Source organism: Candidatus Palauibacter sp. (assembly GCF_965222475.1).
In the GTDB taxonomy this organism is placed as follows: domain Bacteria; phylum Gemmatimonadota; class Gemmatimonadetes; order Palauibacterales; family Palauibacteraceae; genus Palauibacter.
On sequence record NZ_CBDCUB010000007.1, the window covers coordinates 580,529 to 604,535 of the forward strand.

The 24,007-nt window shown below is 66.4% G+C and carries 25 protein-coding genes; 15 read left to right on the plus strand and 10 right to left on the minus strand.

All coding sequences use genetic code 11. The annotated features are described in order from the left end of the window. The gene (locus ACOQPP_RS14505; protein WP_420636795.1) at positions 1-3,237 is read right to left on the minus strand and encodes a SusC/RagA family TonB-linked outer membrane protein; all 3,237 of its coding nucleotides are present in this window, start codon (positions 3,235-3,237) and stop codon (positions 1-3) included. 267 nt (positions 3,238-3,504) lie between these two features. On the opposite strand from ACOQPP_RS14505, the gene ACOQPP_RS14510 reads away from it, so the two are divergent. Genes ACOQPP_RS14510 through ACOQPP_RS14535 form a run of 6 tightly spaced genes read left to right on the plus strand, consistent with a single transcriptional unit; the run spans position 3,505 to position 10,355 of the window. Next, on the plus strand, positions 3,505-4,953 hold the full coding sequence (locus ACOQPP_RS14510) for an amidohydrolase family protein (RefSeq protein ID WP_419167955.1): 1,449 nt from the start codon (positions 3,505-3,507) through the stop codon (positions 4,951-4,953). A 51-nt stretch (positions 4,954-5,004) separates the two neighbouring features. Continuing rightward, positions 5,005-6,660 (plus strand): amidohydrolase family protein, encoded by a 1,656-nt coding sequence (locus tag ACOQPP_RS14515; protein ID WP_420636796.1) that lies wholly within the window; start codon positions 5,005-5,007, stop codon positions 6,658-6,660. A gap of 1 nt (position 6,661) precedes the next feature. After that, a complete protein-coding gene (locus tag ACOQPP_RS14520; protein WP_420636797.1) occupies positions 6,662-8,542 on the plus strand; it encodes an ATP-binding protein in 1,881 nt (626 codons plus the stop codon). Continuing rightward, the gene (gene msrA, locus ACOQPP_RS14525; protein WP_419167952.1) at positions 8,535-9,089 is read left to right on the plus strand and encodes a peptide-methionine (S)-S-oxide reductase MsrA; all 555 of its coding nucleotides are present in this window, start codon (positions 8,535-8,537) and stop codon (positions 9,087-9,089) included. The genes ACOQPP_RS14520 and msrA overlap by 8 nt, the downstream gene beginning before the upstream one ends. 31 nt (positions 9,090-9,120) lie before the next feature. Further along, positions 9,121-9,756 carry a hypothetical protein gene (locus ACOQPP_RS14530; protein WP_419167951.1) on the plus strand — a complete coding sequence of 212 codons (636 nt, stop codon included), beginning with the start codon at positions 9,121-9,123 and terminating at the stop codon, positions 9,754-9,756. Continuing rightward, the gene (locus ACOQPP_RS14535; protein WP_419167950.1) at positions 9,741-10,355 is read left to right on the plus strand and encodes a hypothetical protein; all 615 of its coding nucleotides are present in this window, start codon (positions 9,741-9,743) and stop codon (positions 10,353-10,355) included. The genes ACOQPP_RS14530 and ACOQPP_RS14535 overlap by 16 nt, the downstream gene beginning before the upstream one ends. Before the next feature lie 33 nt (positions 10,356-10,388). Here the strand turns inward: ACOQPP_RS14535 and ACOQPP_RS14540 are convergent, their stop codons facing one another. From ACOQPP_RS14540 to ACOQPP_RS14550, 3 genes are read right to left on the minus strand one after another with little or no spacing between them, the layout of a single operon-like run. Further along, positions 10,389-10,706 (minus strand): nucleotidyltransferase domain-containing protein, encoded by a 318-nt coding sequence (locus tag ACOQPP_RS14540; RefSeq protein WP_419167949.1) that lies wholly within the window; start codon positions 10,704-10,706, stop codon positions 10,389-10,391. A gap of 4 nt (positions 10,707-10,710) precedes the next feature. After that, positions 10,711-11,100 carry a HEPN domain-containing protein gene (locus tag ACOQPP_RS14545; RefSeq protein WP_419167948.1) on the minus strand — a complete coding sequence of 130 codons (390 nt, stop codon included), beginning with the start codon at positions 11,098-11,100 and terminating at the stop codon, positions 10,711-10,713. Between the two features lie 33 nt (positions 11,101-11,133). Next, positions 11,134-12,234 (minus strand): serine hydrolase domain-containing protein, encoded by a 1,101-nt coding sequence (locus ACOQPP_RS14550; RefSeq protein WP_420636798.1) that lies wholly within the window; start codon positions 12,232-12,234, stop codon positions 11,134-11,136. A 43-nt stretch (positions 12,235-12,277) separates the two neighbouring features. Here ACOQPP_RS14550 and ACOQPP_RS14555 point away from each other — a divergent pair, with 43 nt between their 5' ends. The 4 genes from ACOQPP_RS14555 to ACOQPP_RS14570 all read left to right on the plus strand — a co-directional run bounded on the left by ACOQPP_RS14555 (position 12,278) and on the right by ACOQPP_RS14570 (position 15,527). Further along, on the plus strand, positions 12,278-12,520 hold the full coding sequence (locus ACOQPP_RS14555; RefSeq protein WP_419167946.1) for a hypothetical protein: 243 nt from the start codon (positions 12,278-12,280) through the stop codon (positions 12,518-12,520). Then, on the plus strand, positions 12,498-12,962 hold the full coding sequence (locus tag ACOQPP_RS14560) for a PIN domain-containing protein (protein WP_419167945.1): 465 nt from the start codon (positions 12,498-12,500) through the stop codon (positions 12,960-12,962). The genes ACOQPP_RS14555 and ACOQPP_RS14560 overlap by 23 nt, the downstream gene beginning before the upstream one ends. A 98-nt stretch (positions 12,963-13,060) precedes the next feature. Beyond that, positions 13,061-13,330, plus strand: a complete 270-nt coding sequence (locus tag ACOQPP_RS14565; protein ID WP_420636799.1) for a hypothetical protein — start codon at positions 13,061-13,063, stop codon at positions 13,328-13,330. A 25-nt stretch (positions 13,331-13,355) separates the two neighbouring features. Then, complete coding sequence (locus ACOQPP_RS14570; RefSeq protein ID WP_419167943.1) at positions 13,356-15,527, plus strand: S9 family peptidase; 2,172 nt, start codon at positions 13,356-13,358, stop codon at positions 15,525-15,527. 96 nt (positions 15,528-15,623) lie between these two features. Here the strand turns inward: ACOQPP_RS14570 and ACOQPP_RS14575 are convergent, their stop codons facing one another. From ACOQPP_RS14575 to ACOQPP_RS14600, 6 genes are all read right to left on the minus strand, one after another. Then, entirely contained in the window at positions 15,624-16,031 is a 408-nt protein-coding gene (locus ACOQPP_RS14575) for a hypothetical protein (protein WP_420636800.1), read from the minus strand. 563 nt (positions 16,032-16,594) lie between these two features. Continuing rightward, on the minus strand, positions 16,595-16,813 hold the full coding sequence (locus ACOQPP_RS14580; protein WP_419167941.1) for a hypothetical protein: 219 nt from the start codon (positions 16,811-16,813) through the stop codon (positions 16,595-16,597). A gap of 9 nt (positions 16,814-16,822) precedes the next feature. After that, positions 16,823-17,104, minus strand: a complete 282-nt coding sequence (locus ACOQPP_RS14585) for a hypothetical protein (protein WP_419167940.1) — start codon at positions 17,102-17,104, stop codon at positions 16,823-16,825. A gap of 68 nt (positions 17,105-17,172) precedes the next feature. Next, positions 17,173-17,637, minus strand: a complete 465-nt coding sequence (locus ACOQPP_RS14590; RefSeq protein ID WP_419167939.1) for a type II toxin-antitoxin system VapC family toxin — start codon at positions 17,635-17,637, stop codon at positions 17,173-17,175. Continuing rightward, entirely contained in the window at positions 17,634-17,882 is a 249-nt protein-coding gene (locus ACOQPP_RS14595) for a ribbon-helix-helix domain-containing protein (RefSeq protein ID WP_420636801.1), read from the minus strand. Before ACOQPP_RS14595 ends, ACOQPP_RS14590 begins: the two co-directional genes overlap by 4 nt. Positions 17,883-17,915: 33 nt before the next feature. Further along, positions 17,916-18,839: a polysaccharide deacetylase family protein gene (locus tag ACOQPP_RS14600; RefSeq protein ID WP_419168008.1), complete on the minus strand. Its 924-nt coding sequence runs from the start codon at positions 18,837-18,839 to the stop codon at positions 17,916-17,918. Positions 18,840-19,102: 263 nt separating this feature from the next. Here ACOQPP_RS14600 and pckA point away from each other — a divergent pair, with 263 nt between their 5' ends. From pckA to ACOQPP_RS14625, 5 genes are all read left to right on the plus strand, one after another. Then, positions 19,103-20,710: a phosphoenolpyruvate carboxykinase (ATP) gene (gene pckA, locus ACOQPP_RS14605; RefSeq protein ID WP_419167937.1), complete on the plus strand. Its 1,608-nt coding sequence runs from the start codon at positions 19,103-19,105 to the stop codon at positions 20,708-20,710. 42 nt (positions 20,711-20,752) lie between these two features. Next, a complete protein-coding gene (locus tag ACOQPP_RS14610; RefSeq protein WP_420636802.1) occupies positions 20,753-22,399 on the plus strand; it encodes a tetratricopeptide repeat protein in 1,647 nt (548 codons plus the stop codon). A gap of 25 nt (positions 22,400-22,424) precedes the next feature. Beyond that, entirely contained in the window at positions 22,425-23,306 is an 882-nt protein-coding gene (locus ACOQPP_RS14615; protein WP_419167935.1) for a PPK2 family polyphosphate kinase, read from the plus strand. Between the two features lie 118 nt (positions 23,307-23,424). Beyond that, on the plus strand, positions 23,425-23,715 hold the full coding sequence (locus ACOQPP_RS14620; RefSeq protein WP_419167934.1) for a type II toxin-antitoxin system RelE/ParE family toxin: 291 nt from the start codon (positions 23,425-23,427) through the stop codon (positions 23,713-23,715). Continuing rightward, a complete protein-coding gene (locus ACOQPP_RS14625; RefSeq protein WP_419167933.1) occupies positions 23,708-23,995 on the plus strand; it encodes a helix-turn-helix domain-containing protein in 288 nt (95 codons plus the stop codon). Before ACOQPP_RS14620 ends, ACOQPP_RS14625 begins: the two co-directional genes overlap by 8 nt. Positions 23,996-24,007: the final 12 nt, after the last annotated feature.

Genomic DNA, 24,007 nt, shown 5'->3' on the forward strand with positions numbered 1-24,007 from the left:
CTAGAAGACGAACTCCGCCGCGAACGTAATCGTTCGGAAGTTCGGATAGCCGAAGGCGTCAACGCGATTGAGGCCCGGATCGAGGAGTGGTCCGGTCAAGCGGCCGACCTCGGGGTCGTATCCACGGTAGTCCGTCACCGTAAACAGGTTGCGGCCGATCAAGTTGAACGTGACCCGGTCGATGACGCCACCGAGCAGGCGCTCGACAACCGTCCCGGCAAGCGTGTAGCTGAGCGAAAGTTCGCGGATCTTCAGCCAGCTTCCGCCCTCGACGAACCATGAGTTCGTACGGCCCACGGAATAGAGCGTGGACGCGTATCCCACCGGTTTGTTCAACTCCAGCGGCTTGCCGGTCTGGTCCACATCCTCACCCCGCAGCTCTCGCAGCGCCCACTGCGCCGTCCTGTTGTAAATCGATTGACCGACCGAGGCGTCGAGCAGACCGTACACGCTCAATCCCTTGTAGCGGAAGTTGGCCGCGAAGGAGGCGTCGAAGTCCGGCGCAGTAGTCCCCAACGGCAGGATGTCCGTCAAGTTGCACTTGTCCGAATAGTCGGTCGGATTCCTGGACACACACACCGGCGAATAGTCGCGAACCTTGATGGGGAAACCCCAGCGATACTCCTGCTCGCCGTCGTCCGTGACCACGGTTCCCGACGTACCCCACAGCCTGTTGCGGAACCCATCGGTGAACTCGGCGCCCCCCGTCCAGACGAGGAGCCCGTCGTCGTTCACCCGGAAGTGAGACGTACAAACGGGGCCGCTGACGCCGATTGGCGCGAGGTCGGCGCAGCTCGCGGCCCAGGCTTCTCCCCATATTTCCCCGAGCGGACGACCCTCGGACACAAGGAACATCCTCTCCTGGGTGAAGTCAGGGATGTCCAGCCGAGAGACCGCATGCTGCGTTCGGTCCCAATCCAGGCGGAAGTGAAGGCCGATGTCCGGGTTGTCGATGGCCATGTACCGAAGCGACACCTCGTAGGACGCGGCTTCGATCTCTCCTGCGTTCGCCCATTGGGAGCGGAAGGTCTTGAACACCGGTTGCGGGGCAAGGAGGATCTGATCGTCCGTCGTCCTCCACGCATAGGTCAGGCCGACGCCGAGATCATCGAAAAGCACCAGATTGAGGCCCGCTTCGCGCTCGGTCGTGAGTTCCGGTCGCAGGGAGCCGTTCCCGAGATTGAGTGGCGATCCGGGGCGCCGGTAGTAGCCGGTAGGGAGTTCGTAGGTCTCGTATTGGGCGGCGAAATTCGGCCGCCCGCCCGCCGTGCCCACCGAAAAGCGCAGCTTGAGTTCGTCGATCGCGCCAGTTTTCCAGAAGGCCTCCTCCGACACATGCCAGGCTATCGAGCCACGATAGTACGTTTGCCATCGCTCGTCCGGTCCGAACAGCGACGAGCCGTCCCGCCGGACCAGACCGTCGAGGATGTAGCGACCCCGATAGTCGACACCAGCGATGCCGAGCAGCCCCTTCCCCCTGATCCTGCGAAGCTCGTTGCTTGCCGTGGTCTCTCCGACGGTCGTGTCGAAGTTGGGTACATCAGGCACCGAGAACCCAAAGGCCAAGGCGCCGTTCGACTCGTAGCGCTGATCCTCGAACAGGTAGCGAGCGCTCGCGCCGACCATCAAGTCGCCGCGCATGAACGTCTCGCGTGTGCTCACGCCCGCCGAAGCGTTGACGGCTTCATCGGTGAAGTTGAACTCGCGCAGGAAGCCGTGGTTGAAAGGACCAGGTGTGGCTCCAGCCACCGGCGGGCGCTCGTTCCAGGGCCGGATCGTGTAGTCGCGAAGATCCGTGCGGTCGAACGCTGCGTCGGCCTCGACCGTCAACCAGTCGAGGCCCGCCGGAGAATAGTCGAGAGCCAGCGACGCCATCGTCCGCGTCCGCTTGTCCCGGCTGTCGTTCACGGCAAGGAGATAGAGGGGGTTGTGCTGGATGGACTGCGGGTCTGCTTCAGCATCCGGGTAACCGTCCCAAGGGTCGATCGCGGTCAGATCCACCGCTGGCGACATGAACGTCAGGCGTGCGAAGGCACCTGTCTCCGCCGCCCTGTCGTCTTGGTCCGCACGGGAGTAGAAGCCGCTGAGCGCGACATCCAGATCGCCGAACCGCTTGTCGACGTTGAGGCGCACGTTCTGGCGCTCATAGCCCTCATCGTGTGGGAGTCCGACCTCGAGGGCCGGGAGTCGCCGAGAGACCCGATCCGCATTGAGATCGGCAAGGTTCTCAATGCACTCCGAGCAGCTCACGATGCCGCTCTCTCGAAAATGATCCACGCTCACCCGGAAGTTCGACGAGGTCGTTCGCTCCGATAGGGCGGCGTAGAGGTCCAGGGTCTCGCCGGGGTCGAAGAACGCGGCCATCTGGTCGTTCAGCGCGTGTGGAAACGGCTGATTGGCAAACGCTGTCGCCGTCGTCGCGGGCTGACCGGGGTCTATCTGGTTGTATAGCTGAGCGAACCCGAAGCCAGGACGGAGCAGATCGCGAAAGTCTACCTCCTGGCCCTCACTGTCGATGAACGTCGTCCCCGCTTGGTTCATCAGGTACGGGTGCGAACGCACGAGGCCCACGTCACCCACCAGGTCGCCGAACCCGTACTCGCCGCGAACCATAAGCCGTGAGGAATTCGGAGGGAGATCCGCCCCGCGCTTCATCTCGACCAGAATCACTCCGTTCTGTCCGCGCGATCCGTACAACGCCGCTGCGGCCGCCCCCTTCAAGATCTCCACGTAATGGACATCCAGCGTCCCGATATCGGCCAGCGTGGCGTTGTCGGACTGAATCACGCCATCGATCACGACGAGGGGTGCCATCGATCGACCCTCGGTATTGATCGATCCAGGCCCACGCAGCGCAATCGACGCCGCCTCGCCAGGCTGGCCGTTGCCGGAAATCACCGACAGACCCGCCACCTTGCCGGCAAGCAACGAGGAGACATCGGTCGCCGAGACCGGAAGGTTCTGCATCGAGAGCCGTTCCACCGCGAACGGCAACCGGGACTGATCGAGACTGAAGTGGACGGTGACGGTCCGCCCGGCGATCACGGACACCGGACGCGAGAGTTCCCGATACCCGGCCAACCGCACCGACACGGTGGTCGCCCCCTCTTCGAGGCCCTCGAGCCGGTATCCGCCCTCGGTCCCGGTCTGCGTCTCTACAGACGTACCGTCGACGAACACTCGCGCCCCGACCACTGGACGGAGCGACTCGGCGTCGGTCACGGTCCCCCTGATCACGCCCTGTCCGGCCAGGGGGGTGACACCCACAAGCAGCAAGATACTCGCCGTCGTGACGGTTCGAATGTTCGCGCCTCTCCAACGCCTTGGCCGACTGGAGACCATCTGAGTCCTCCCGGTGTTCCTGCATCAGAGGTCCATACCAACAACGGTCGAACACGGGGGTCTGCGACGACCGACACTCGTGAAGATGGCCCCGGCGCCTCGCCTTGCGCCGTCGCGATCCGGGATCGAACGTGGCCATGTGTAATGATGGAGGTGTGCCGAATGCCTGATCGCAGGGAGTTTCTGAGCCTGGCCGGAGTCGGTGGCGGAAGTGCGCTCCTCGGCGCGTGCGCCAGCGGCGCCCCGTTCGCCGGGACAGTGGCGGGGGGCGAGGGCCTGAACCCGACCGCCCGCGCGCTTCTCGACGAGCTGCGGGAGATTCCGGTCGACGACACGCACTGCCACCCGCTGACGTTCGACGACGCGCAGACGGATCCCGACGAGTTCATCGAGCGGCTGGCGCTCTCCGCCTTCCCCATGGACCGCTACTTCCCGGCTGGCGTCTACCAGCGCTGGCGGGCGAGGGACGCGGCGGAGAGAAGCGCGCTCGACGCCGAGTTCGACATCGCCGCCACGCGGGCCCGCGTCATCGAACAGGCGGGCGAGACCGTCTTCCTCCGCTATCTCGTGAAGGAACTCGCCGCCTTCCTGGATTGCGACGCGACCTTCGAGGCGGTGATCGAGGCCCGGAACGAAAGGGGCCGCGACTACGCGAGCTACCTCGGCGCCATGTTCGCCGACGCGAACATCGAGAACGCCATGCTCGACATGGGCTACCGGGAGGGGATGGACCAGGAGGGCGTGGCCCGATTCAAGGACGCGATCCTCCCGACGCGCGGCCGCCACATCCTGCGCGTGGACACGATCCTCGGGGGCCTCATGCGCGACGACCTCGGCCTCGACGAGATCGAGACCGGCATGATGGCGGAGATCGAGGCGGGCCTCGACGGTGACGGCAACCTCGGCGCCCCCTCGTACGGGATGAAGTCGTACCTGCTGCCGCGGCTGGGACTGCTGAAGCCGCTCTTCGACCGGGCTGCGGCGAGCCGCTCCTGGGACCAGTTCCGGGCGCGACGCGCGCGGGGCGAGGTGCCGGCCGGCGACGCCGTCGACCGCGACGACTACTGGCAGATGCAGAGCGAGGCGCTGCGGTATCTCCACTCGCTCGCGCTGGAGGCCTGTCTGGAGCGCGACATGCCGATGCAGTTCCACGCCGGCGACGGCGAGGCGCCGCGCGGGATCATGCGCAACCAGGACCCGTTCCTCATGGAGGAGATGGTCCGCTTCGAGCGCGGCGGTGTGATGCGCATGCCCCAGGTCATCCTCATCCACGCCGGCTATCCGCTAATCGGGCGCGCGGCGTGGCTGACGCACCTGTACGCCAACTGCCACTTCGAGCTGTCGCTCGCCGCGCCCCTCATCCACCACGGCATGCTGCGCATGTTCCTCGAGGTGATGGAGGTCGTCCCCCTCTCCAAGATCCTGTTCGGGAGCGACGCCTACCACCTGCCGGAGTTCTACTGGCTCGCCGCGAAGTGGGGGCGCCGGTTCCTTGCGCAGGCGCTCGGGATCTATGTCGATCAGGGGATCCTCGACCGGAACGAGGCGGTGGCGGCCGCCCGCATGATCCTGAACGAGAACAACCGTCGCCTGTACCATCTCGATGACTAACCGCACCTCGACGCCTTCAAGGACCATCGAGGCAAGCCAAGCGGAGGACTCATGAAGACGACCCACCATGCGACCCGAAGCGCCGGCGCCGCGCTTTCGGCGCTGATCCTTCTGGCTACAGCGGCCAGCGCCATGCAGCCGACGCAGATGGTCGGGGCACCCGACCGGGGCCCGGACGAGGGCGAGGGACCGTACGACCGGCTCATCATCCGCGGCGCCACCGTGATCGACGGCACCGGGGCGCCTCCCATCGGACCGATGGACATCATCATCGAGGGCAACCGCATCGTCGATGTCGTCGGCGTCGGTGTCCCGCGCCGGCCGATCGACGAGGAGCGACGGCCCGGACTCACGGTCGAGGGCAATCCCGACGCGACCGTGCGCGAGATCGACGCCAGCGGCATGTACGTCCTGCCGGGCTTCGTGGACCTCCACCTCCACACCGGCGGCGTCCCCAAGGCGCCCGAGGCCGAGTACACGTACAAGCTGTGGATGTCGCACGGGATCACGACCGGCCGCGGCGTCGGCTTCGGCCCCTACGACTGGACGATCGCGGAGAAGGCGCGCAGCGCGGCGAACGAGATCGTGGCCCCCCGCATGTGGGCCTACCCCTTCACCGGCGCGGGTGGCGAGGGGTGGGATCTCCGGGTCGACACCCCGGAGAACGCACGCGCCTGGGTGCGCTACGTGAAGGAAACGGGCGGTGATGGACTCAAGCTCGGCGCGCACCGGCCCGAGATCATGGAGGCCCTGCTCGACGAGGCGGCCAGCCTCGGTATGGGGAGTACGGCGCACCTGAACCAGATGGGCGTCGCGCAGATGAACGCGATCGACGCCGCGCGCCTCGGCCTCGGCACGGTGACGCACTTCTACGGACTGTTCGAGTCGCTGTACAGGGACTACGACGTCCAGCCGTGGCCCCCGGAGATGAACTACAACGACGAGCAGCACCGCTTCGGCCAGGTCCCGATGCAGTGGAACCTGATTCATGAACGAGGCAGCCCCGAGTGGCACGCGTTCCTCGAGGAAATGCTCTCGTACGACGTCACCCTCGACCCCACGATGACCGCCTACCAGGCGAGCTGGGACGTCGACGACCAGATGTACGCCCCGTGGCACGAGAACTACACGCTCCCGACGCTGTGGGAGTTCTACGAGGCGAACCGGGAGGACCACGGCTCCTACTACTTCGACTGGACGACGTGGGAGGAGGTCGCGTGGCGCGACTTCCTCGAGGTGTGGCACGATCTGCTCAACGACTACAAGAACATGGGCGGCCGCGTCACGGCGAGTTCGGACGCCGGCTACATCTACAACCTCATGGGCTTCTCGACGATCCAGGAGATGGAACTCCTGCAGCACGCCGGGTTTCATCCGCTGGAGGTGATCCGCGCCGCGACCATGCACGCCGCCGAGACGCTGTTCAAGCCGACGGGCCGCCCCATCGAGTTCGGCGTGGTCCGGGCGGGCCTGCTGGCCGACCTCGTGATCGTGGACGAGAACCCGATCCGGAACCTCAAGGTCCTGTACGGGACGGGGGCGCGGCGCCTGAACGATGAGACGGGAGAGGTGGAGACCGTGGGCGGCATCCTCTACACGATCAAGGACGGCATCGTCTACGACGCGAAGCAGTTGCTCGCAGACGTCGCCGAGATGGTCGAGGAACAGAAGCGCGCCATGACCACCGCCACAGACAACGGAAGCTAGTTTGGCGAACCCGCAGTTCGACGTCACGCCGTTCCTGACCCAGGTCGAAGGCCAGCACTTCGACCGCAAGTCCATGCTGGAAGGTCCGCCCGCCGCCAAGCGGGCGCGGGACCGTCGTGAGTTGTGGAGGCAAGCGGCCGAATATGTGGCCGCGTTCGCGAACGCGGATGGGGGCGTGCTCCTCTTGGGTGTCGAGGACGACGGTTCGGTGACCGGCCACCAGCTTCCCCCGGAGGCCGTGGACGCCCTCCTGGCTGCGCCCCAGACACGGCTGGACCCGCCGCAGCCACCCGGCTCCACCGTGTCCCACGACGGAGTCGAACTGATCGTCTTTGACGTGCCCGCCGAAGACGTGCCGGTGCAGCTGATCGATAATGGATTCCCGCTTCGCGTGGGCGACAAGACCGTCCGCGCGCGGGAGACGCAGATTGCGGCGGCCAAACAGCAGGGGATGTACGAGAGCTGGGAAAGCCGCCGTTCCTCCTGCTCGTTGGAGGATTTTGATCGCAAACTGTTGGCCCGGGCGCGCTCCGGAGCAGGGTTGTCGGCGTTGTCGGACGAGGAATACCTGCTGAAGCGTAAGCTCGCAGATCAACGCGGAAGCCGAATCGTGCTCCGTCGTGCTGCGGAACTGCTCTTTGCCCGCCACGATCCGGATCATTCCAACGCGGGCGTCCGCGTGTTTCGCGTCATCGGAACCGCCAGGCGGTTCGGGCCGGAGCACAACGTGGAGGAACGACCTCGCATCGAGGGCAGCCTGCCGCAAGTGCTCGATGAAGCTCACGAGGTTGTCTCGGGATTATTGCGACGGCCCTCTCGTCTGGTCGGCATGCGGTTCCAGGAGATGCCGGAGTACCCGGACTTCGCGTGGCGCGAGGCGTTGCACAACGCGGTGGCTCATCGCGACTACGCCATCCAGGGAAGCGGCACCGAGATGTGGCTGTTCGAGGACCGCATGGAGGTGGTCAGCGCGGGCGGGCTGCCCGAGGGCGTGACACTGGAGGAAGTGCTCAGGCTGGAGCGGGTCCACCGAAGTCGCAATCCACGGATTGTAAGGGTGCTGGTCGATCTCGGCTTCGCAAAGGACCAGGGGGAGGGTATTCCCCGCATGTTCGCGGAGATGGAGGACGCCTTCCTGCCGCGTCCCGAGGTGGAGGTCCGCGCCGAGCGGGTGATCGTTACCCTGCGTAACACCTCAACCCTCACGGCTTCGGATCGCCATTTCGTGGCCAGACTGGGGAACGCCGACCTGAGTCGTCAGGAGTTTCGTGCGCTTCTGATGGCCCACCGGCGGGGACGCGTGGACAACGCCGCTCTGCGTTCGGTCACGGGACTCGACACGCTGCGCGCAAGCCATTTGCTGCGCGGTCTTCGTGACCGGGAACTTCTCACGTTGCACGCGCGTGGCGGAGACAGCTTCTACACGCTGACCCCGGCTGTCCGTGAGCATGTCAGCGAGAGTCTGCGTGGGGCGGATCGGGGGGAGCTGTCTGACGGATCGGGGGGAGCTGCCCGCGCGGATCGAGGGGAGCTACCTGCGGATCGAGGGGAGCTACCTGCGGATCGAGGGGAGCTGCCCGCGGATCGAGGGGAGCTGCCCACGGACGTGCAGCGTATGATCGACGGCTTGGGATTCCGTCCGCGTAAGGAACGACTGCGAACGGTCATTGAAGCGATCTGCGCAGCCAGGGGATGGACGACCTCGGGAGAGATCGCAAGATTCCTACGCTTTTCCCAGCGCAATCTGGGTGGCCGCCACCTGGCGCCGATGGTGGAGGCCGGCCGGCTCGTGCGACGCTATCCAGACAATCCCACGCACCCCAAGCAGGCGTACAGAGCCAGCGGCCCTGAAGCGCCTTCTGAAGAGGAACATCATGAATAATCAAAGAGAAAAGGCGACGCTGGCCGGGGGGTGCTTCTGGTGCCTCGAGGCCGTGTATCAACTTCTGGAGGGCGTCCACGGCGTGAAGTCCGGATACGCCGGCGGACACACTGATAACCCCACCTACCAGCAGGTATGCACGGGGCGCACCGGCCACGCCGAAGTCGTGCGCGTGAGCTTCGATCCGGATGTGGTCTCGTTCGAAGATCTGCTGGATGTGTTCTTTACGATCCACGACCCGACGACGCTGAACCGGCAGGGCGCGGACACGGGGACGCAGTATCGCTCGGCGATCTTCCATGAGAGCGAGGCACAGAAGGAGGCCGCCGAACGGAAGGTCGCGGAGATCAACGCGGCCGGTATCTGGCCGGACCCGATCGTGACCGAGATCGCGCCGCTGGAGACGTTCTATCCGGCGGAGTCGTATCACGACGACTATCTGAACCGGAATCCGACCCAACCCTACTGCCAGGCCGTCGTTGCGCCGAAGGTGGCGAAGTTCCGGCGGCAGCACCTGCAGCGCCTGAAGCGCGGAGCGGGCGTCTGACCGCGGACTCGCCTGCGGGGAGCGCCCGAGGTTGACGACACCGGGGCATGCCGCGCTCAACCTGCTCGTACTGGGGCGATCCGAACGAAACGCGCTGCCCGTCGCGCTCGGGGCCGTCGCCCCGGATGTCCCGATGCTCGTCTTCTACGTCTGGGAACGACTGGTTCGCGGGATGTCCGAAGGCCGGATCTGGTCGGAGCGGTACTTCGACCCGGGCTGGCAGGTCGTGTTCGACATCCCGAGTTCGATCCCGCTGCTGGCGCTCGCGCTCGGCCTGGTGGTGTTCCTCGGCCCGCGGGCAGCCTCTGGCGGCCCCGGTCTGGAGTCGGGCGTAGCGACCGGGCTGCGGTGGGGATTCCGTGCGCCACCAGCCCTGTTCGTGGCGAGCATGATCCTCCATGCACTGGGAGACCTCCCGCTCCACCGGGAGGACGCGCACCGCCATTTCTTCCCCTTCAGCGACTGGCGATTCATCAGCCCGGTGTCGTACTGGGATCCGGAGCACTACGGGGGATACGCCGCGCTCGGCGAGGTCGTCCTCGTCCTCGCGGTCTCCGTCTTCCTCTTCCGGACGTACCGCGGACGAGGCCGCTGGATCGTCGCCGGGGTCGGAGCCGTCTACGCGCTCTTCATCGGCTTCGCGGTACTGACGTGGTCGGGAATCTGAGGTCCAGCCGGTTTCCGCTCGGGGCACGCGTCCGGCTCGCGGACCTGGCGGTCGACCCCTATCCGATCTTCGCGGAACTGCGCGCGGCGGAACCCGTCACCTGGGTGCCGGAGATCGAGCGCTGGCTCCTCACGCGCCGCGACGACATCCTCGCCGTGCTGCGGGATCCGGGCCTCTTCACCACGGACGCGCCGTCCACGATCCGCGACATGTTCGGCGCGCACATGATGACGACGGAGGGGCCGGCGCAGGTCCGCTACAAGCGGAAGTGTCTCCCGCCGTTCCACGCCTCCCGTCTCGCGTCGGCGTCGCTGCCGCAGCTGAAAGCCGAGGTCGAGCGGCTCGTGGCGGCGCTGGGCTCGGGGGGGCGGCGGACCGGGGAAGTGCGGACCGGATTGGCCCGGCCGGTCGCGCTCCACTCCGTCCTCTCCGTACTCGGGATGCCGTTGACGGAGACCTCGGCGCCCCGCTCGCGCGCCTCGAGACCCGCGTCGTCCTCGAAACGCTGTGGGACCGCTGCCCCGGCCTCCGCCTCGACCCGGAGCGCCCCGCCGCCCCGTACGGCTACGAGTTCCGCAAGCCGCCGACCCTCTGGGTGAAATGGGACTCGTAGACCAGGAGGGCCGAAGACGCTACGGCGGCGGCCCGCCGATCACCCACACGACCTCGCGCGCCATCACATGGCTGAAGCGGTCGCCCCGGGAGACCAGACGTCTCCACTCGGGGACGGTGTAGACGAGCAGGTCGGCAGGCACCGGCAGTGCCTCGAACGGCCAGTCGCAGAGGCGATGGAGCGGCGGGCAATCGCTCCGGTCAACGATCGCGACGAGGTCGAGATCGCTCCCGAAGCCGGCGTCCCCGCGAGCGTACGACCCGAAACATCCGACCGCTCTCAGTTCGGGGCGAGCGGCGGCCTGCGCTTCGGCCCACTCCTTGAGCGCTCCCAGCACGACATCAGCTGCCGGCCATCGCATCACGGACGAAGCGGATGATTTCACGGGCATGGTCCACCGCCTGCAAGCTGTGTAGCGACCCGAAGTGCTCGAAGGCCGGCCCGTCCACGTGCCCGTTCGGATAGCGCGCGGGCACATAGTAGCCGTCCAGAATGCGAGCGCGATCGACCAACTCCGGAGGCGGAGAGTCGGGCAACTCCTTGAGCAATCGTGAAATGATGTGTCCCCACACTTCCCGTCCCTGTCTGAGGTGCAGAGCCTTCAGTGCCTTCTCCCCCGCCTGGTGCGCGGCGAAGCATGCCCAATCGTGGCGGTCGTCCCTTGCCGACGCCACGGCCTGTTCAAGGTCGTGCTCCGCCTGGGCGAACCAATCCTTCCACCGTTGTGTCATGCGCCCGCCTTCCCCGCGTCAGTGCCGGCCACGCTAGCAGTCGGCGCCGCAGTGGGCCGCGTCGAGGCGGGTGAGGATGCCCATGTAGTCGGCCCAGGGGGTGCTGTTCTGCGGCACCGTCTTGTGCGCGACGACCATGTCCAGCGACGGGATGACCGTGATGAACTGGCCGTAGGCGCCCCGGCCGCTGTACGCCCCCTCGAACCCCTCCGGCACCGCGGGACCGTCCCACACCCACCACATGTAGCCGTAGCCGAACTCGCCCCCGCGCAGGCCCTCCGGGTTCATCTCCTCGGAGGGCGTGACGACGCTCGTGATCCGTTCCGCCCAGCCGTCGGGCAGGATCCGCTCGCCGTCCCACATCCCGTCCCGCAGCATGAGGTAGCCGATCCGGGCCATGTCGCGGGTGGAGAGCGTCATGTGATAGGCGAGGTTCCGCGACCGCGTCTCGTCGCCCGACTTGCGGTGAATCGACCGGTCCCAGTCCTGGAAGCCGAGCGGCAGGGCGAGGTCCGCCTCCAGCGCGTCGTAGATGTTGCGGCCCGTGAGCTGCTCGAAGACGGCCCCGGACGCGTTGAAGTCCCAGTTGCTGTACAGGTAGTAGATGCCGGGCTCCTGCGAGCCGCGCGGCGGCGCGTCCGCGAGGTTGTCCCCCGCGTTCGACGCCGGGTGGTAGACGCCGGAGCGGGCCGTCACGAGGTCCAGGACGCGGGCCCGCCTCTCGATCGGGAGGAGGCCCTGGACATCGTCCATGCCCAGGTCTTCGAGCGTAAGCTCCAGGTCGATCGTCCCGTCCTCCACGTAGTTGCCGTACAGCATGGCGAGGATGCTCTTCCGGACCGAGGCGAGATAGCTCAGCGAATCGACGGGTCCGTGCTCGAACAGCACGCGCCCCCCGACGACGGCCATCACGGCGGACGTGTTGATCCCCTCCACGTAGGGATGGATCGCATCCAGCGCCTCGGCCGAGAACCCCGCGGCCGCCGGCTCCGCGACCCGCTCCCACGAATCGGTCGGATAGACGGCCTCCGCGCTGTCGGCGACCGGACCGGGAGCGCACGCGAACCCCGCGCCAAGCGCGAGAACCAGCCCCGTCAACGCCACGAGCCTCTTGACACGAATTTCGTGTTTCACGATAATCGTGTTCTCCTTCCGCCCGAGAGAAAGGCCGCGGAACATGAAGAACATCACCATCACTCTGCCCGAAGATGTCGCGAGGTGGCTGCGGGTCAAGGCGGCGCAGGACGACCGCAGCGTCTCGAAATGGCTCTGCGAGTTACTCGAACGGACCCGTCGCCAGGAGGACGACTACGACATCGCGATGAGGCGCTACCTGGCGCGGAAGCCTCGCAAGATCGACTGGCCCGAGGGCCGGAGGCCTTCTCGGGAGGAGCTATATGACCGCCCAGGTCTTCGTTGACACGAACGTCTTCGTCTACCGGCACGACACCAGCGATCCGGCGAAGCAGGCATGCGCGGAGGAATGGATCACCTTCCTCGCGCGTTCGCGGACGGGACGCCTGAGCTATCAGGTTCTTCACGAACTCTATGTGACCCTCGCCAGGAAGGGGCGCCTCGCCTTCGACGCTCCGGAGGTTCGCGACATCGTTCGCGATCTCATGGTCTGGCGCCCCGTCGCGCCCGACCTCCAGGTGCTGGAACGCGCCTGGTTCCTGGAGGATCGGCACGCCGTCTCCTGGTGGGACGCGCTCATCGTGGCTGCCGCGCAAGCGTGCGGTTGCACGATTCTCCTCACCGAAGACATGCAGCACGGGCATGACTTCGGCGGCGTCCGCGTGGTCAACCCCTTCCGAACGCGATCGGAGACGCCGGCCAGGATCATGGAGTCTCACGGTCGCTGAGAGGCGGTCACTCCCGAACCTTTCCACATCCAGGGCACTCTCGCCACGCGAACTTCGGCGGGATTCCCGTGTCTCACGAGGTATGATGCCGCTCATAGATGACGGGAAGGATGTGGACCGTGAACAACATCAACATCACATTGTCCGAAGATGTCGCGCGGTGGCTGTGGATCAAGGCTGCCGAGGATAACAAGACCGTGTCCGAGTGGGTCTCCGAACTCCTGGAGGAAGCCCGCCGCCGCGAACATGACTACAGGATCGCCATGCAGCTGATGCTGACACGGACGCCCGGCCGGATCGACTGGCCGAGCGAGCGCGGGTCCACCCGGGAGGAGTTGTCCGACCGCCGGGAGAGGAAACTCGCGTGACCCGCATGAAGCGAAGGAGTCGTCCATGCCGCGAGCGGAGGCAGTGTGCCGTGACCGTTTCACCCTCGTCGCGGCGCTGCTCGCCGTGAGCATCCAGGCCGCCGGCTGCGAGGCGGACGGAGGCGAACCCTCCGCCGCCCCGGCCGGGGTCACGCCCCCCGTCGCACGCGTGATCCCGGAGCAACTGGAGACGCACGGGCACACCCGGATCGACAACTACTACTGGCTGAATCAGCGCGAAAACCCCGAGGTCATCGACTACCTCGAGGCGGAGAACGACTACACCGACGCGCTGATGGCCCACACGGAGGATCTCCAGGGCGAGCTGTTCGACGAGATCAAGGGCCGGATCAAGCAGACCGATCTCTCCGTGCCGGTCAGGGAGGGCGATTTCCTCTACTACACCCGCACCGAAGACGGCCGTGACTACCCGATCCACGCCCGGAAGCGCGGGTCGCTCGACGCGGAGGAGGAGGTCATCCTGGACGTCAACGCGCGCGCCGAGGGCCACGACTACTTCGCCGCCTTCCCCGAGGTCAGTTCCGCCGGCGACATGATGGCGTGGGCCGAGGACACGCGCGGGCGCCGGATCCATACCATCCGGATCCGGAATCTCGACACCGGGGAGACCTATCCCGAGGCGATCGAGGGCGCCTCCGGCAACATGGTGTGGGCCGCGGACAACCGGACGCTCTTCTACACGAAACGCGACCTCGGGACCCTGCGTTCCCACCAGATCTTCCGGCACGTCGTCGGGACCGATTCCGCGGACGACGTGCTCGTCTATCAGGAGGATGACGAGGAATTCAGCTCCCGCGTCCGGAAGACGAAGTCGAAGCGCTACATCGTCATCTCCTCCTCCCACACGCTCGCCGACGAGCACCGCTTCCTCGACGCGACCGATCCCGAGGGCGAGTTCACGCTCTTCCTTCCCCGCGAGCGCGGGCACGAGCACCGGATCGACCATTTCGACGGCCATTTCTACATCCGCACGAACCTGGACAGGGCCGAGAACTTCAAGCTCATGCGGACCCCGGTCAGCCGGACCTCCACGGACCAGTGGGAGACGGTCGTGCCGCACCGGAGCGACGTCTTCCTGCAGGGCTTCGAGCTGTTCCGGAACTACCTCGTGCTCTCAGAACGCGCCGGGGGGCTCACCCGCCTTCGCGTGCGCGCGTGGAGTGGGGAGGAGCACGAGATCGCGTTCGACGAGCCGGCCTACCTCGCTTCGCTGTCGGCCAACCCCGAGCTGGACACGGATATCCTCCGCTTCGGGTACACGTCGCTCTCCGCGCCGCGCGCCGTGTACGACTACGACATGACCACCCGCGAGCGCACGTTGCTCAAGGAGGACGAGGTGCTGGGCGGCTACGACCGGGCCGACTACGTGGTGGAGCGGCTGCACGCCCCCGCCCGCGACGGGGCCGTGGAAGTGCCGGTGTCACTGGTCTACCGGCGCGGTCTCGAGAAGGATGGCGGCAACCCCCTCCTCCTCTACGCCTACGGCTCATACGGGTCGAGCATGGAGCCCACCTTCTCGTCCACCCGGCTAAGCCTCATCGACCGCGGGTTCGTGTACGCGATCGCCCACATCCGCGGCGGGCAGGAGCTGGGCCGGGCGTGGTACGACGACGGGAAGATGTTCAACAAGAAGAACACCTTCACCGACTACGTGGACGTGGCCGACTTCCTGATCGCGGAGGGATACACGAGCCCCGAGAAGCTGTTCGCGCGCGGCGGGAGCGCGGGGGGCCTGCTCATGGGCGCGGTGGTGAACATGCGGCCGGAACTGTTCCGCGGCGTCGTCGCCCACGTCCCCTTCGTGGACGTCATCACCACGATGCTGGACGAATCGATCCCGCTCACGAGCTTCGAGTGGGACGAGTGGGGCGACCCGAGCGAACTCGAGTCGTACCGCTACATGCTCTCCTACTCGCCCTACGACCAGGTGGAGGCGAAGGACTATCCCAACCTGCTCGTCACGACGGGACTCCACGACTCGCAGGTACAGTACTGGGAGCCGGCGAAGTGGGTCGCGAAGCTGCGCTCCGTGAAGACGGACGAGAACCGGCTCCTGCTCAAGACGCACATGGACGCCGGCCACGGGGGCGGCTCCGGGCGGGACCGCCAGTACGAGGAGCTCGCCCTGGAGTTCGCCTTCATCCTGGACCTGCTCGATGCGGGATCCGGCCCGTAACCACGCAGCAGCGGGCGAACGCGCTCAGCCCCGGGATACGTGCGCCTCGGCCACTTACCGGGGAGGCGCGCGTATCCTCGGGGCTCACCAAGGCTCTCAAGGCTTGCCTTGATCGGCGGCAAGGTGGATTCGGATGACCCGCACCGCTTGAACATCCAGCGCGTTCTTCTGCACACCCGCCAACCGCGTCGCATCCCCCGCATACGGAATAAACCCCTTGGGAAGCTGGACGGCACCCATGTAGTCGTACGTGCCACCGTCGAACAGATCCCACATCGGGGCGAGTCCGTCCGGTGGATCTACGGGTGGGGCAAGCTCGTCGTCGACTCCAAGGCCGCGTCGAGCCCACACCGTTTCGCCGGGCGGGCCTCGAAACATGTGCAGAATGGACCGGAACGTGGCTGGAAACTCGATCTCATCGATCGCATCCTGCGGCAGGGCTGACCGGTTCGGGTCACCGACGACGGATGACCAGCCGGAAGGCGCGGAGCCAGGGTTGGCCAAGTATTCCCGAACCCTGCGTGCGAAGGACGCCTCCGCCCCCCGGGCCGTGTGCGCGTTGCCCGGCCGCCAGCGCACCCCGAGGCAGTCGATGTGATCGACCGAGGAGCGATGTCTCGTTCAATACTCCCCACCATGTCGCCGGAGGTCAAATCGATGATGTCTACGGCGTACCGGGCATCCAGGTTCAGCGCGACCCGACCGCCGGAAAGAGCAGTCAAGTTGGGTCTGGGGCGAAAGAGGCGTTGTTCCAAAAAGTTATCCGCCCGGACGCGCCACAGCACCTCATCGTCGTCGAGTCGCTGAAGTCGGAGTTCTCCCTCGAGGAAATTGAGCGTCAGAACCAATATGCGGCCCGACGAATCGATGACCGGTCGCAACGCGAGCTGAATTCCCGGTAGCCTTAGGGTCTCGACGACGGTTCCGTCGCCCTCAAAGACGTGGACGCCGAGCCCGTCGGTGATCGCCAGCAGCGGAGTGGACTCCGCTAGGCCGCTGGGATTCGAGAATTCACCGGGCCCTTCGCCTTGCCTTCCCCAGTGGTGAGTCTCGTTCCCATGAGCATCTCATACGGTGATGGCACGCTCGCCGGCGTCAAGCACGATGAGGTCACCGGACGGCGTCATTTCCATCGCCGCCACTTGCGAGAACACGCGATCACCAGCGCGATGCCCAATCATAAACTCGTCGACCCACTGAGCCGAGAGCAATTGCTGCTCCATGGATTCCTGTTTACCTGGATTGATTCCCAACGTGCTCCCGACGACCATCGCAACGATGATCATCGAAACCGCCTATAACAACCCTTTACAGCTAGGCGACACCGATGTTTGGGGGCGTACCGTATCGAGGTCCGGCTCGTAGCCCACCGCCGACACCGTTGATGGTTCGTTGTAGCTCGAAACATCGAACTCCGCAGCGTGAGAGGTCAATGCGGAACACTCTGCGATTGCCTCCCGTATCCCGCTGTCGAGGAAAGAAGGTTCGGCCAGCGCAGTTACGCTGGTGGGCCACGCCAGCGCAAGGACGATGGCGACGATTGGGGCGGCGAGCGAGAACAGCTTGGATCGAGTCAACGCGAGCCTCCAAGGCCAGAGGTGGATCCCTCTCCCCCGGGGCTCTCCCTCAGCTGCTCAGGCCCGACTCACTGTTCTCGGTGCTGATGCAGCGTCTTGCTGCGGACTGCCAGCGGATGGCGCCACTTCAGGCCCTCGAATCGGCTGAAATCGCGGTCGGCCGTCACCCACTCGCACCCGCTCTCGATCGCCATCGCCGCCAGGTACGCGTCCGGCACCAGGTTGCCCTTCGCCCCGGCCTGATGGCACAACCGCCGGAAGATGGCCCAATGGCGGGCGCCGGGCGTCACTTCGATGCAGTTGGGCCGCTCACGGAGCTGCTCCGCGAACGTGGTCGCCTCGGACAGAGTACTCGGAGTCTTGAAGACCTTCGGATGCGTGACCACGCGGATGAATCCGCTGAGGACCAGCGGGCTCAGCCCGAAGGCCGCATCGGAGTCGACCTCGGAAACCAGCCAGTCGAGGTATCGCCGATGATCCGGAGCATCCTGGCGATGGGCGTAGACGAGGATGTTGACGTCGGGAAGGATCAAACGCCGTCTTCCATGAGTTCAATGAGGGCCGCGGAATCATCGAGGTCGACGCCGGGCAGCAGGCCGCCCTCCCCCGTGGTTACGAGAGAAAGCGCCGTGGGCGGGTTCGAAGTCCGATCCGTGTGCCGTTGAAGCCGTTCCCGTAGCGACTGCGCGATGACGGCCGTCACGGTCGTTCCCGACTCGAGCGCATGACGCTTCACCGCCCGCATGAGGTCATCGTCCAAACGAATCGTAGTTCTCATGACATAAAAACATACGCTCTTGACGCCAATATGTCACGGCATGCGTGCCTGGGCTCGGACCCATTCGACGGCGTCGCGGTGCGTGCCGAACCACACGCCCGGCTTCGACCGCATGTGTTCGATGAGTTCGCGCAGGATCACGATCCGCGACCGGTGCCCGATGTAGTGCGGGTGCATCGTGAGGAGGAACATCGTCCCCTCCTCGTACGCGACGTCGAACTCGTCCTTGTAGACCTGAAGCACCTCACGCGGGTTGGCGTACCGGTCGCCGAGGGGGTTGAAGAGCGGCGCGTCGTCGAGGATCCAGTCCACCGGGAGTTCGACGAGGCCCGTGGGTTCGCCGTTCGCGTTGATCTCGTACGGGCGGTCGTCGGCCATCAGAGATGAGTCGTACAGGAAGTCCATCTCCAGGAGAAGGTCGAGCGTCGCGTCGCTGAAGTTCCACGACGGGGCGCGGTAGCCGACCGGGCGTTCGCCCATGAGTTCCGTCATGCGCTCGACCGCCATGCGCAGGAGGCGCTCCTCCTCCTCACGCGGGAGGGTCGCGTTGCGCTCGTGGATCCAGCCGTGGATCCCGATCTCGTGCCGGCCCGACGCCTGGATGAGGTCGATCTGGTGCGGCGCGAGACTGAAGCTGAGCGCGGGCCCGAAGAACGACGCGGGGATGCCGTACTCGTCGAGGAGGTCGACGACGCGGCCGAGGGCGACGCGCGAGCCGTATTCTCCCTGCGAGAGCCCGCCCACGTTCGTGTCGCCGTTCCGCAGCCAGACCGTCTCGTTGTCCACGTCGAAGGAGAGCAGCACGGCGACCCGGCCGCCCTCCGGCCACGAATCCGGGTTGAGATCGCGGCCGGCACGCACCCGGTTCACGGCCTCGAACACGCGCGCCTCGGACCAGCGCCACGGCGGGTCGTCCGCCTCCTGGGCGGCGGCCCGCGCCGGCGGAACCGTCGCCATCGCCATCCCGCAGAGCGCGACAGCGAGCCCCCGCGGGATCGGGAAGGGAAGAAACGTCGAGGAGGTCGAGGCAGATCGCATCCGGTCGTTCATCAGGGTATCCCCGTTTCGGTGGTCATCGAAGGTGTGAAGCCGTATTTTCTCCGACTATTTGTGAATCGGACGGTCGGCGCCGATTCCGTCCGGCGCTGGGAGCCCGTCCCCGATTCGTGGGCTTCGTCGCCGTGGTGTCGGCCCTCCCCCGAATATGGCGACGATGACATATGGCGATTACGACAGCCGAATTCGGCACCATGAACCTCACCGCGCACGGCATCACCGTCACCCGCATCAAGCGTAATCCCTCCGTCGAAGAGATCTACGCCGATGCCCTGCGCGGACGCGAACCCGGGGCGGTCAGGGCGGCCAACGGTGCCCTCGTGGCCTTCTCCGGGGCCAAGACCGGCCGCTCCCCCAACGACAAGCACGTGGTCCGCGATCCGGAAACCGAAAACGATGTCTGGTGGGGCCCGGTCAACTTCCCCCTCGAGCGCGAGAGCTTCCTGCGGAACCGGGTCAGCGCGCGCGACTTCCTGAACGCGCAGGACCTCCTCTACGTCATCGACGGCTTCGCGGGCTGGGATCCGGAGCACCGCCTCAACGTCCGGATCATCTGCAGTCGCCCGTACCACGCCCTCTTCATGCACAACATGCTGATCCGCCCCACGCCCGAGGAGTTGGCGGACTTCGGCGAGCCCGACTTCGTAGTCTACAACGCGGGCCAGGAGGCGGCGGATGAGTCCGTGGACGGCGTCACCTCCCCGACCAGCGTCGATCTCTCCTTCGCCGACAACGAGGCCTGCATCCTGGGTACGGAGTACGCGGGGGAGATGAAGAAGGGCGTCTTCACGGTCATGCACTATCTCATGCCGAAGCGGGGTGTGCTCTCGATGCACTGCTCGGCGACGACCGACCCGGAGACGGGGGCGTCTTCGCTCCTCTTCGGTCTGTCGGGGACGGGGAAGACGACGCTCTCGGCCGATCCCCACCGGCTGCTCATCGGCGACGACGAGCACTGCTGGACCGACACGGGCGTGTTCAACATCGAGGGCGGCTGCTACGCGAAGACGATCGACCTCTCCGAGGAGAAGGAACCCGACATCTACCGGGCGCTCCGCTACGGGGCGGTGCTGGAGAACGTCGTGCTGCGGGACGACGGGAGCGTGGACTGGTCGGACTCGTCGATCACGCAGAACACGCGCGGCAGCTATCCGATCGAGTTCATCCCGAACGCGAAGGTCCCCTGCGTGGCCGGGCACCCGACCGACGTGATCTTCCTCACGGCCGACGCATTCGGCGTGCTGCCGCCGGTGAGCCGGTTGACGCCCGAGCAGGCCATGTACCACTTCATCAGCGGGTACACGGCGAAGGTCGCGGGCACGGAAGTCGGCGTCACCGATCCCGTGGCGACGTTTTCGCCCTGCTTCGGCGGGCCGTTCCTCGTGTGGCACCCGGCGAAGTACGGGGGGCTGCTGGCGGATCGGATGCGCGAGCACGGGGTGAACGTGTGGCTCGTGAACACGGGGTGGAGCGGCGGGCCGTTCGGGGTGGGCTCGCGGATCGATCTGCCCAACACGCGCCGTATGGTGGACGCGATTCACGAGGGCGCCCTTGAGAACGCGCCGACCGAGCCGGACCCGGTGTTCGGCATCCATGTGGTGACGGAGGTGCCCGGGGTGCCGAGCGAGATCCTGAGGCCGCGCGCGACGTGGCCGGATCCCGCGGCGTACGATGAGAAGGCCGCGCACCTCGCCCGGCTCTTCAACGAGAACTTCAGGCAATACGAGGACGACTGTCCGCCGGAGGTGTGCACGGCGGGCCCCGTGACCTAGCCGCCAGGCTCCAGCCACGGGAGGCGACCAGAGGAGGAAGGCATGCGGCGACGCGATCGGATGTTGGCGGTGGGCCTGCCGGTGTTCCTGGCGGTGTTCCTGGCCGGGTGTACGAGCGGGCAGCGTGGCGCGCCGCGGATGGCGGGCGCCTCCATGACCGGCGGCGCCGGGGCGGGCAACGGAGACGGCACCTCGACCCCCCTGTACGGGAACCTGGGCCCTCACACGCGCGCGGTCAGCACGCAGTCGGAGAAGGCGCAGGCGTACTTCAACGAGGGCCTGCTCTTCATGTACGCCTTCGGCACCTCGATCGCCGAGAAGTCGTTCCGGGCCTCGCGGGTGGAGGATCCGGAGTGCGCCTCCTGCTACTGGGGTGAAGCGTGGTCGCTGGCGCCGTACCTCAACGGCGGCATGTCCCCCGGCAACGAGCGGTCGGCCCACGCCGCCATGCAGAAGGCGAGGGAGCACGTGTCGAGCGCGAGCGAGGTCGAGCGGGCGCTCATCGACGCCTTCTCCGTGCGCTTCGAGGCCGATCCCGACCGGGATCGCCGGAGGATGCTCGACACGCTCTACGCACGCGAGATGGACAAGGTCGCGGCGCGCTACCCGGACGATCTGGATGTCCTCACGCTCCAGGCCGAGGCCTGGATGCTGCTGCGGCCCCGTCGCGGCGATGTGGATCTCGAAGCGAAGGATGTGAAGAAGATCCTGCCGATCCTCGAGACCGTGCTGGCCCGCGACATCCGCCACCCCGGCGCCTGTCACCTCTACATCCATCTCGTGGAGGCGTCCGAGGATCCCGGCCTCGCCGAGGCGTGTTCGGACCACCTCGGAAGCCAGATCGCGGTGAGCCACATCCACCACATGCCGACGCACATCTACATGAACATCGGTCGCTGGGGCGACGCGGTGCGCGGCAACCAGCAGGCGTGGCACGCCGACCAGAAGGCCGAGCACGGCGGCCCTCCCGGCGTCTATCCGTCACACAACCTGCACATGCTGCTCAACGCCGCCGTGATGGACGGGCAGAGCGCTGTGGCGATGCAGGCCGCCAAGGACCTGGCGGGGCACCGCGGCCCGTGGGCCTCGTACATCCCCCTCACCTACGCCGCGTTCGGGCGCTGGAGCGAGATCCTGGCGGGCGACGGCCCGAAGTCGGATGAGCCCATGGAACTCGTCGCGTGGAGCTTCTCGCGCGGCTTGGCGTACCTCCGGATGGGACACATCGACGTCGCGCAGGATCATCTGGACGAGATCGATGAGGTCCTGGCGGAAGTCGATCCCTCGGCCCAGTTTCGGTTCAGCCCGCTGGCCGACGTCGTCGCGCTGCCGCGATCCATCCTCGCGGGCGAGATCCTGCACGCGCGGGGCATGGCGGACGAGGCGGTCGAGGCCCTCGAGGCCGGCGTGGCCAAGGGGGACGGACTAATCTACTCGGAGCCGCGGGCCTGGCACATGCCGGTGCGCCACACGCTCGGCGCGATCCTGCTCGAGAACGACCGGGCCGCCGAAGCGGAGCAGGTGTACCGCGACGCGCTCCAGGATCTGCCCAATCAGGGCTGGGCCTGGTTCGGCCTCATGCAGGCGCTGGACGCCCAGCGGAAGACGGCCCAGGCGCAGGAGGCCCGCCGCGAGTTCGACCGCCACTGGGTCCGGGCCGACACCTGGCTGCGCAGCTCGAGATTCTGAGCACCCGAGAGCCTGCACATCCCTCATGATTGACTTCTCGCCACCGGAGAGTCCGTACCGGGTCGGTTACGACGGCGACTTCGTGGTTTCGGGGGCGGCGACCGCGACGCCGCCCGACGCCCCGTCGGTCGGGGAGACGAGAGCGGAACTGAAGCGCGTGGTGCATGAGATCTCGCGGCTTCAGCGGCGCCTCTACGCACACAGGCACTACGCGGTCCTGCTCGTGTTCCAGGCCATGGATGCGGCGGGCAAGGACTCGACGCTGCGGGCGGCCATGACGGGCGTGAACCCGGCCGGGTTCCAGATCTACGCCTTCGAGGCGCCTTCGAACGAGGAGGCGGGACACGACTTCCTCTGGCGCACGACGCTCCGCCTACCCGAGAAGGGGCGCATCGGGATCTTCAACCGCAGCTACTACGAGGAAGTCCTCATCGTGCGGGTCCATCCCGAGTACCTCGAGCGGCAGAAGCTTCCCCGCCGCCTGCCGGTCATGGAACGCTGCGAGGAGCGCTACCAGTCGATCCGGGATCACGAGGCCCACCTGGCCCGCAACGGGACGGTGATCCTCAAGTTCTGGCTCAACATCTCGCGGGAGGAGCAGGCGCGCCGGTTCCTGCGCCGGATCGACCGCCCCGACAAAAACTGGAAGTTCAGCCGCGCCGACATCGAGGAGCGGCGGCACTGGGGCGAGTACATGGCCGCCTACGAGGACGCGATCAACGCGACGGCCCGACCCTGGGCGCCGTGGTACGCGATTCCGGCCGACTCCAAGCCCTACATGCGCCTGGTCGTGGCCCGGGTGGTGCGCGACCAGCTCGCCACCCTCGACCTCACGCACCCCACGCTGCCCGAGGCCGAACGCGCCGAACTCCAGGAATACCGCGACCAGCTCGCCGCCGAACTGTAGGATTGAGAGCTGCTTGACGGACTGTACCACATAAGGTACATGTCTCTCATACGGTACCATGTCGACGCCTAGGCGACTCCCGGCCTCGTTCTATGCCACATCGGGCGGCACCGAGCCCGTGCGGGAGTGGCTCCTCGGACTCGACAGCGAGAGTCGTCGCGTCGTTGGGGCTGACATCGCGACCGTTGAGTTTGGCTGGCCAGTTGGCATGCCGCTCACCCGATCACTGGGCGGCGGTCTTCATGAAGTCCGATCACGAATTACCGGGGGACGTATCGCCCGCGTGCTGTTCGTGATCCACGAGAGCCGGATCGTGTTGCTCCACGGGTTCGTGAAGAAGGCCCAGAAGACCCCGAAGCGCGATCTGGAAATCGCGAGAAAGCGGGCAAGGGAGATCAGGCATGGTTGAAGAAAGAGGACGCGTCGGTTCGTCCTTCGAGGACTATCTCAGGGAGCAGGGCACGCTGGAGGCGACGGCGGCTGCGGCTGTCAAACGCGTCATCGCCTGGCAGTTGGAGGAGGCGATGGCCGCTGAGCGACTGAGCAAGAATCAACTGGCGAAGAGGATGAACACGAGCCGCAGCCAACTGGACCGGATCCTGGATCCGAACAACGATCGGATACAGCTCGACACACTCATTGGCGCCGCCGAGGCGCTTGGGCGGCGGCTTCGGATTGAGCTGGTGTAGATAGGGCCCGGG

Excerpts from the sequence above, each read along its gene's own strand:
- ACOQPP_RS14510 (WP_419167955.1), top strand. The coding sequence starts at position 3,505 with ATGCCTGATCGCAGGGAGTTTCTGAGCCTGGCCGGAGTCGGTGGCGGA.
- ACOQPP_RS14515 (WP_420636796.1), top strand. The coding sequence starts at position 5,005 with ATGAAGACGACCCACCATGCGACCCGAAGCGCCGGCGCCGCGCTTTCG.
- msrA (WP_419167952.1), top strand. The coding sequence starts at position 8,535 with ATGAATAATCAAAGAGAAAAGGCGACGCTGGCCGGGGGGTGCTTCTGG.
- ACOQPP_RS14545 (WP_419167948.1), bottom strand. The coding sequence starts at position 11,100 with ATGACACAACGGTGGAAGGATTGGTTCGCCCAGGCGGAGCACGACCTT.
- ACOQPP_RS14555 (WP_419167946.1), top strand. The coding sequence starts at position 12,278 with ATGAAGAACATCACCATCACTCTGCCCGAAGATGTCGCGAGGTGGCTG.
- ACOQPP_RS14560 (WP_419167945.1), top strand. The coding sequence starts at position 12,498 with ATGACCGCCCAGGTCTTCGTTGACACGAACGTCTTCGTCTACCGGCAC.
- ACOQPP_RS14565 (WP_420636799.1), top strand. The coding sequence starts at position 13,061 with ATGACGGGAAGGATGTGGACCGTGAACAACATCAACATCACATTGTCC.
- ACOQPP_RS14570 (WP_419167943.1), top strand. The coding sequence starts at position 13,356 with ATGCCGCGAGCGGAGGCAGTGTGCCGTGACCGTTTCACCCTCGTCGCG.
- ACOQPP_RS14580 (WP_419167941.1), bottom strand. The coding sequence starts at position 16,813 with ATGATCATCGTTGCGATGGTCGTCGGGAGCACGTTGGGAATCAATCCA.
- ACOQPP_RS14595 (WP_420636801.1), bottom strand. The coding sequence starts at position 17,882 with ATGAGAACTACGATTCGTTTGGACGATGACCTCATGCGGGCGGTGAAG.
- ACOQPP_RS14600 (WP_419168008.1), bottom strand. The coding sequence starts at position 18,839 with ATGGCGACGGTTCCGCCGGCGCGGGCCGCCGCCCAGGAGGCGGACGAC.
- pckA (WP_419167937.1), top strand. The coding sequence starts at position 19,103 with ATGGCGATTACGACAGCCGAATTCGGCACCATGAACCTCACCGCGCAC.
- ACOQPP_RS14610 (WP_420636802.1), top strand. The coding sequence starts at position 20,753 with ATGCGGCGACGCGATCGGATGTTGGCGGTGGGCCTGCCGGTGTTCCTG.
- ACOQPP_RS14615 (WP_419167935.1), top strand. The coding sequence starts at position 22,425 with ATGATTGACTTCTCGCCACCGGAGAGTCCGTACCGGGTCGGTTACGAC.
- ACOQPP_RS14625 (WP_419167933.1), top strand. The coding sequence starts at position 23,708 with ATGGTTGAAGAAAGAGGACGCGTCGGTTCGTCCTTCGAGGACTATCTC.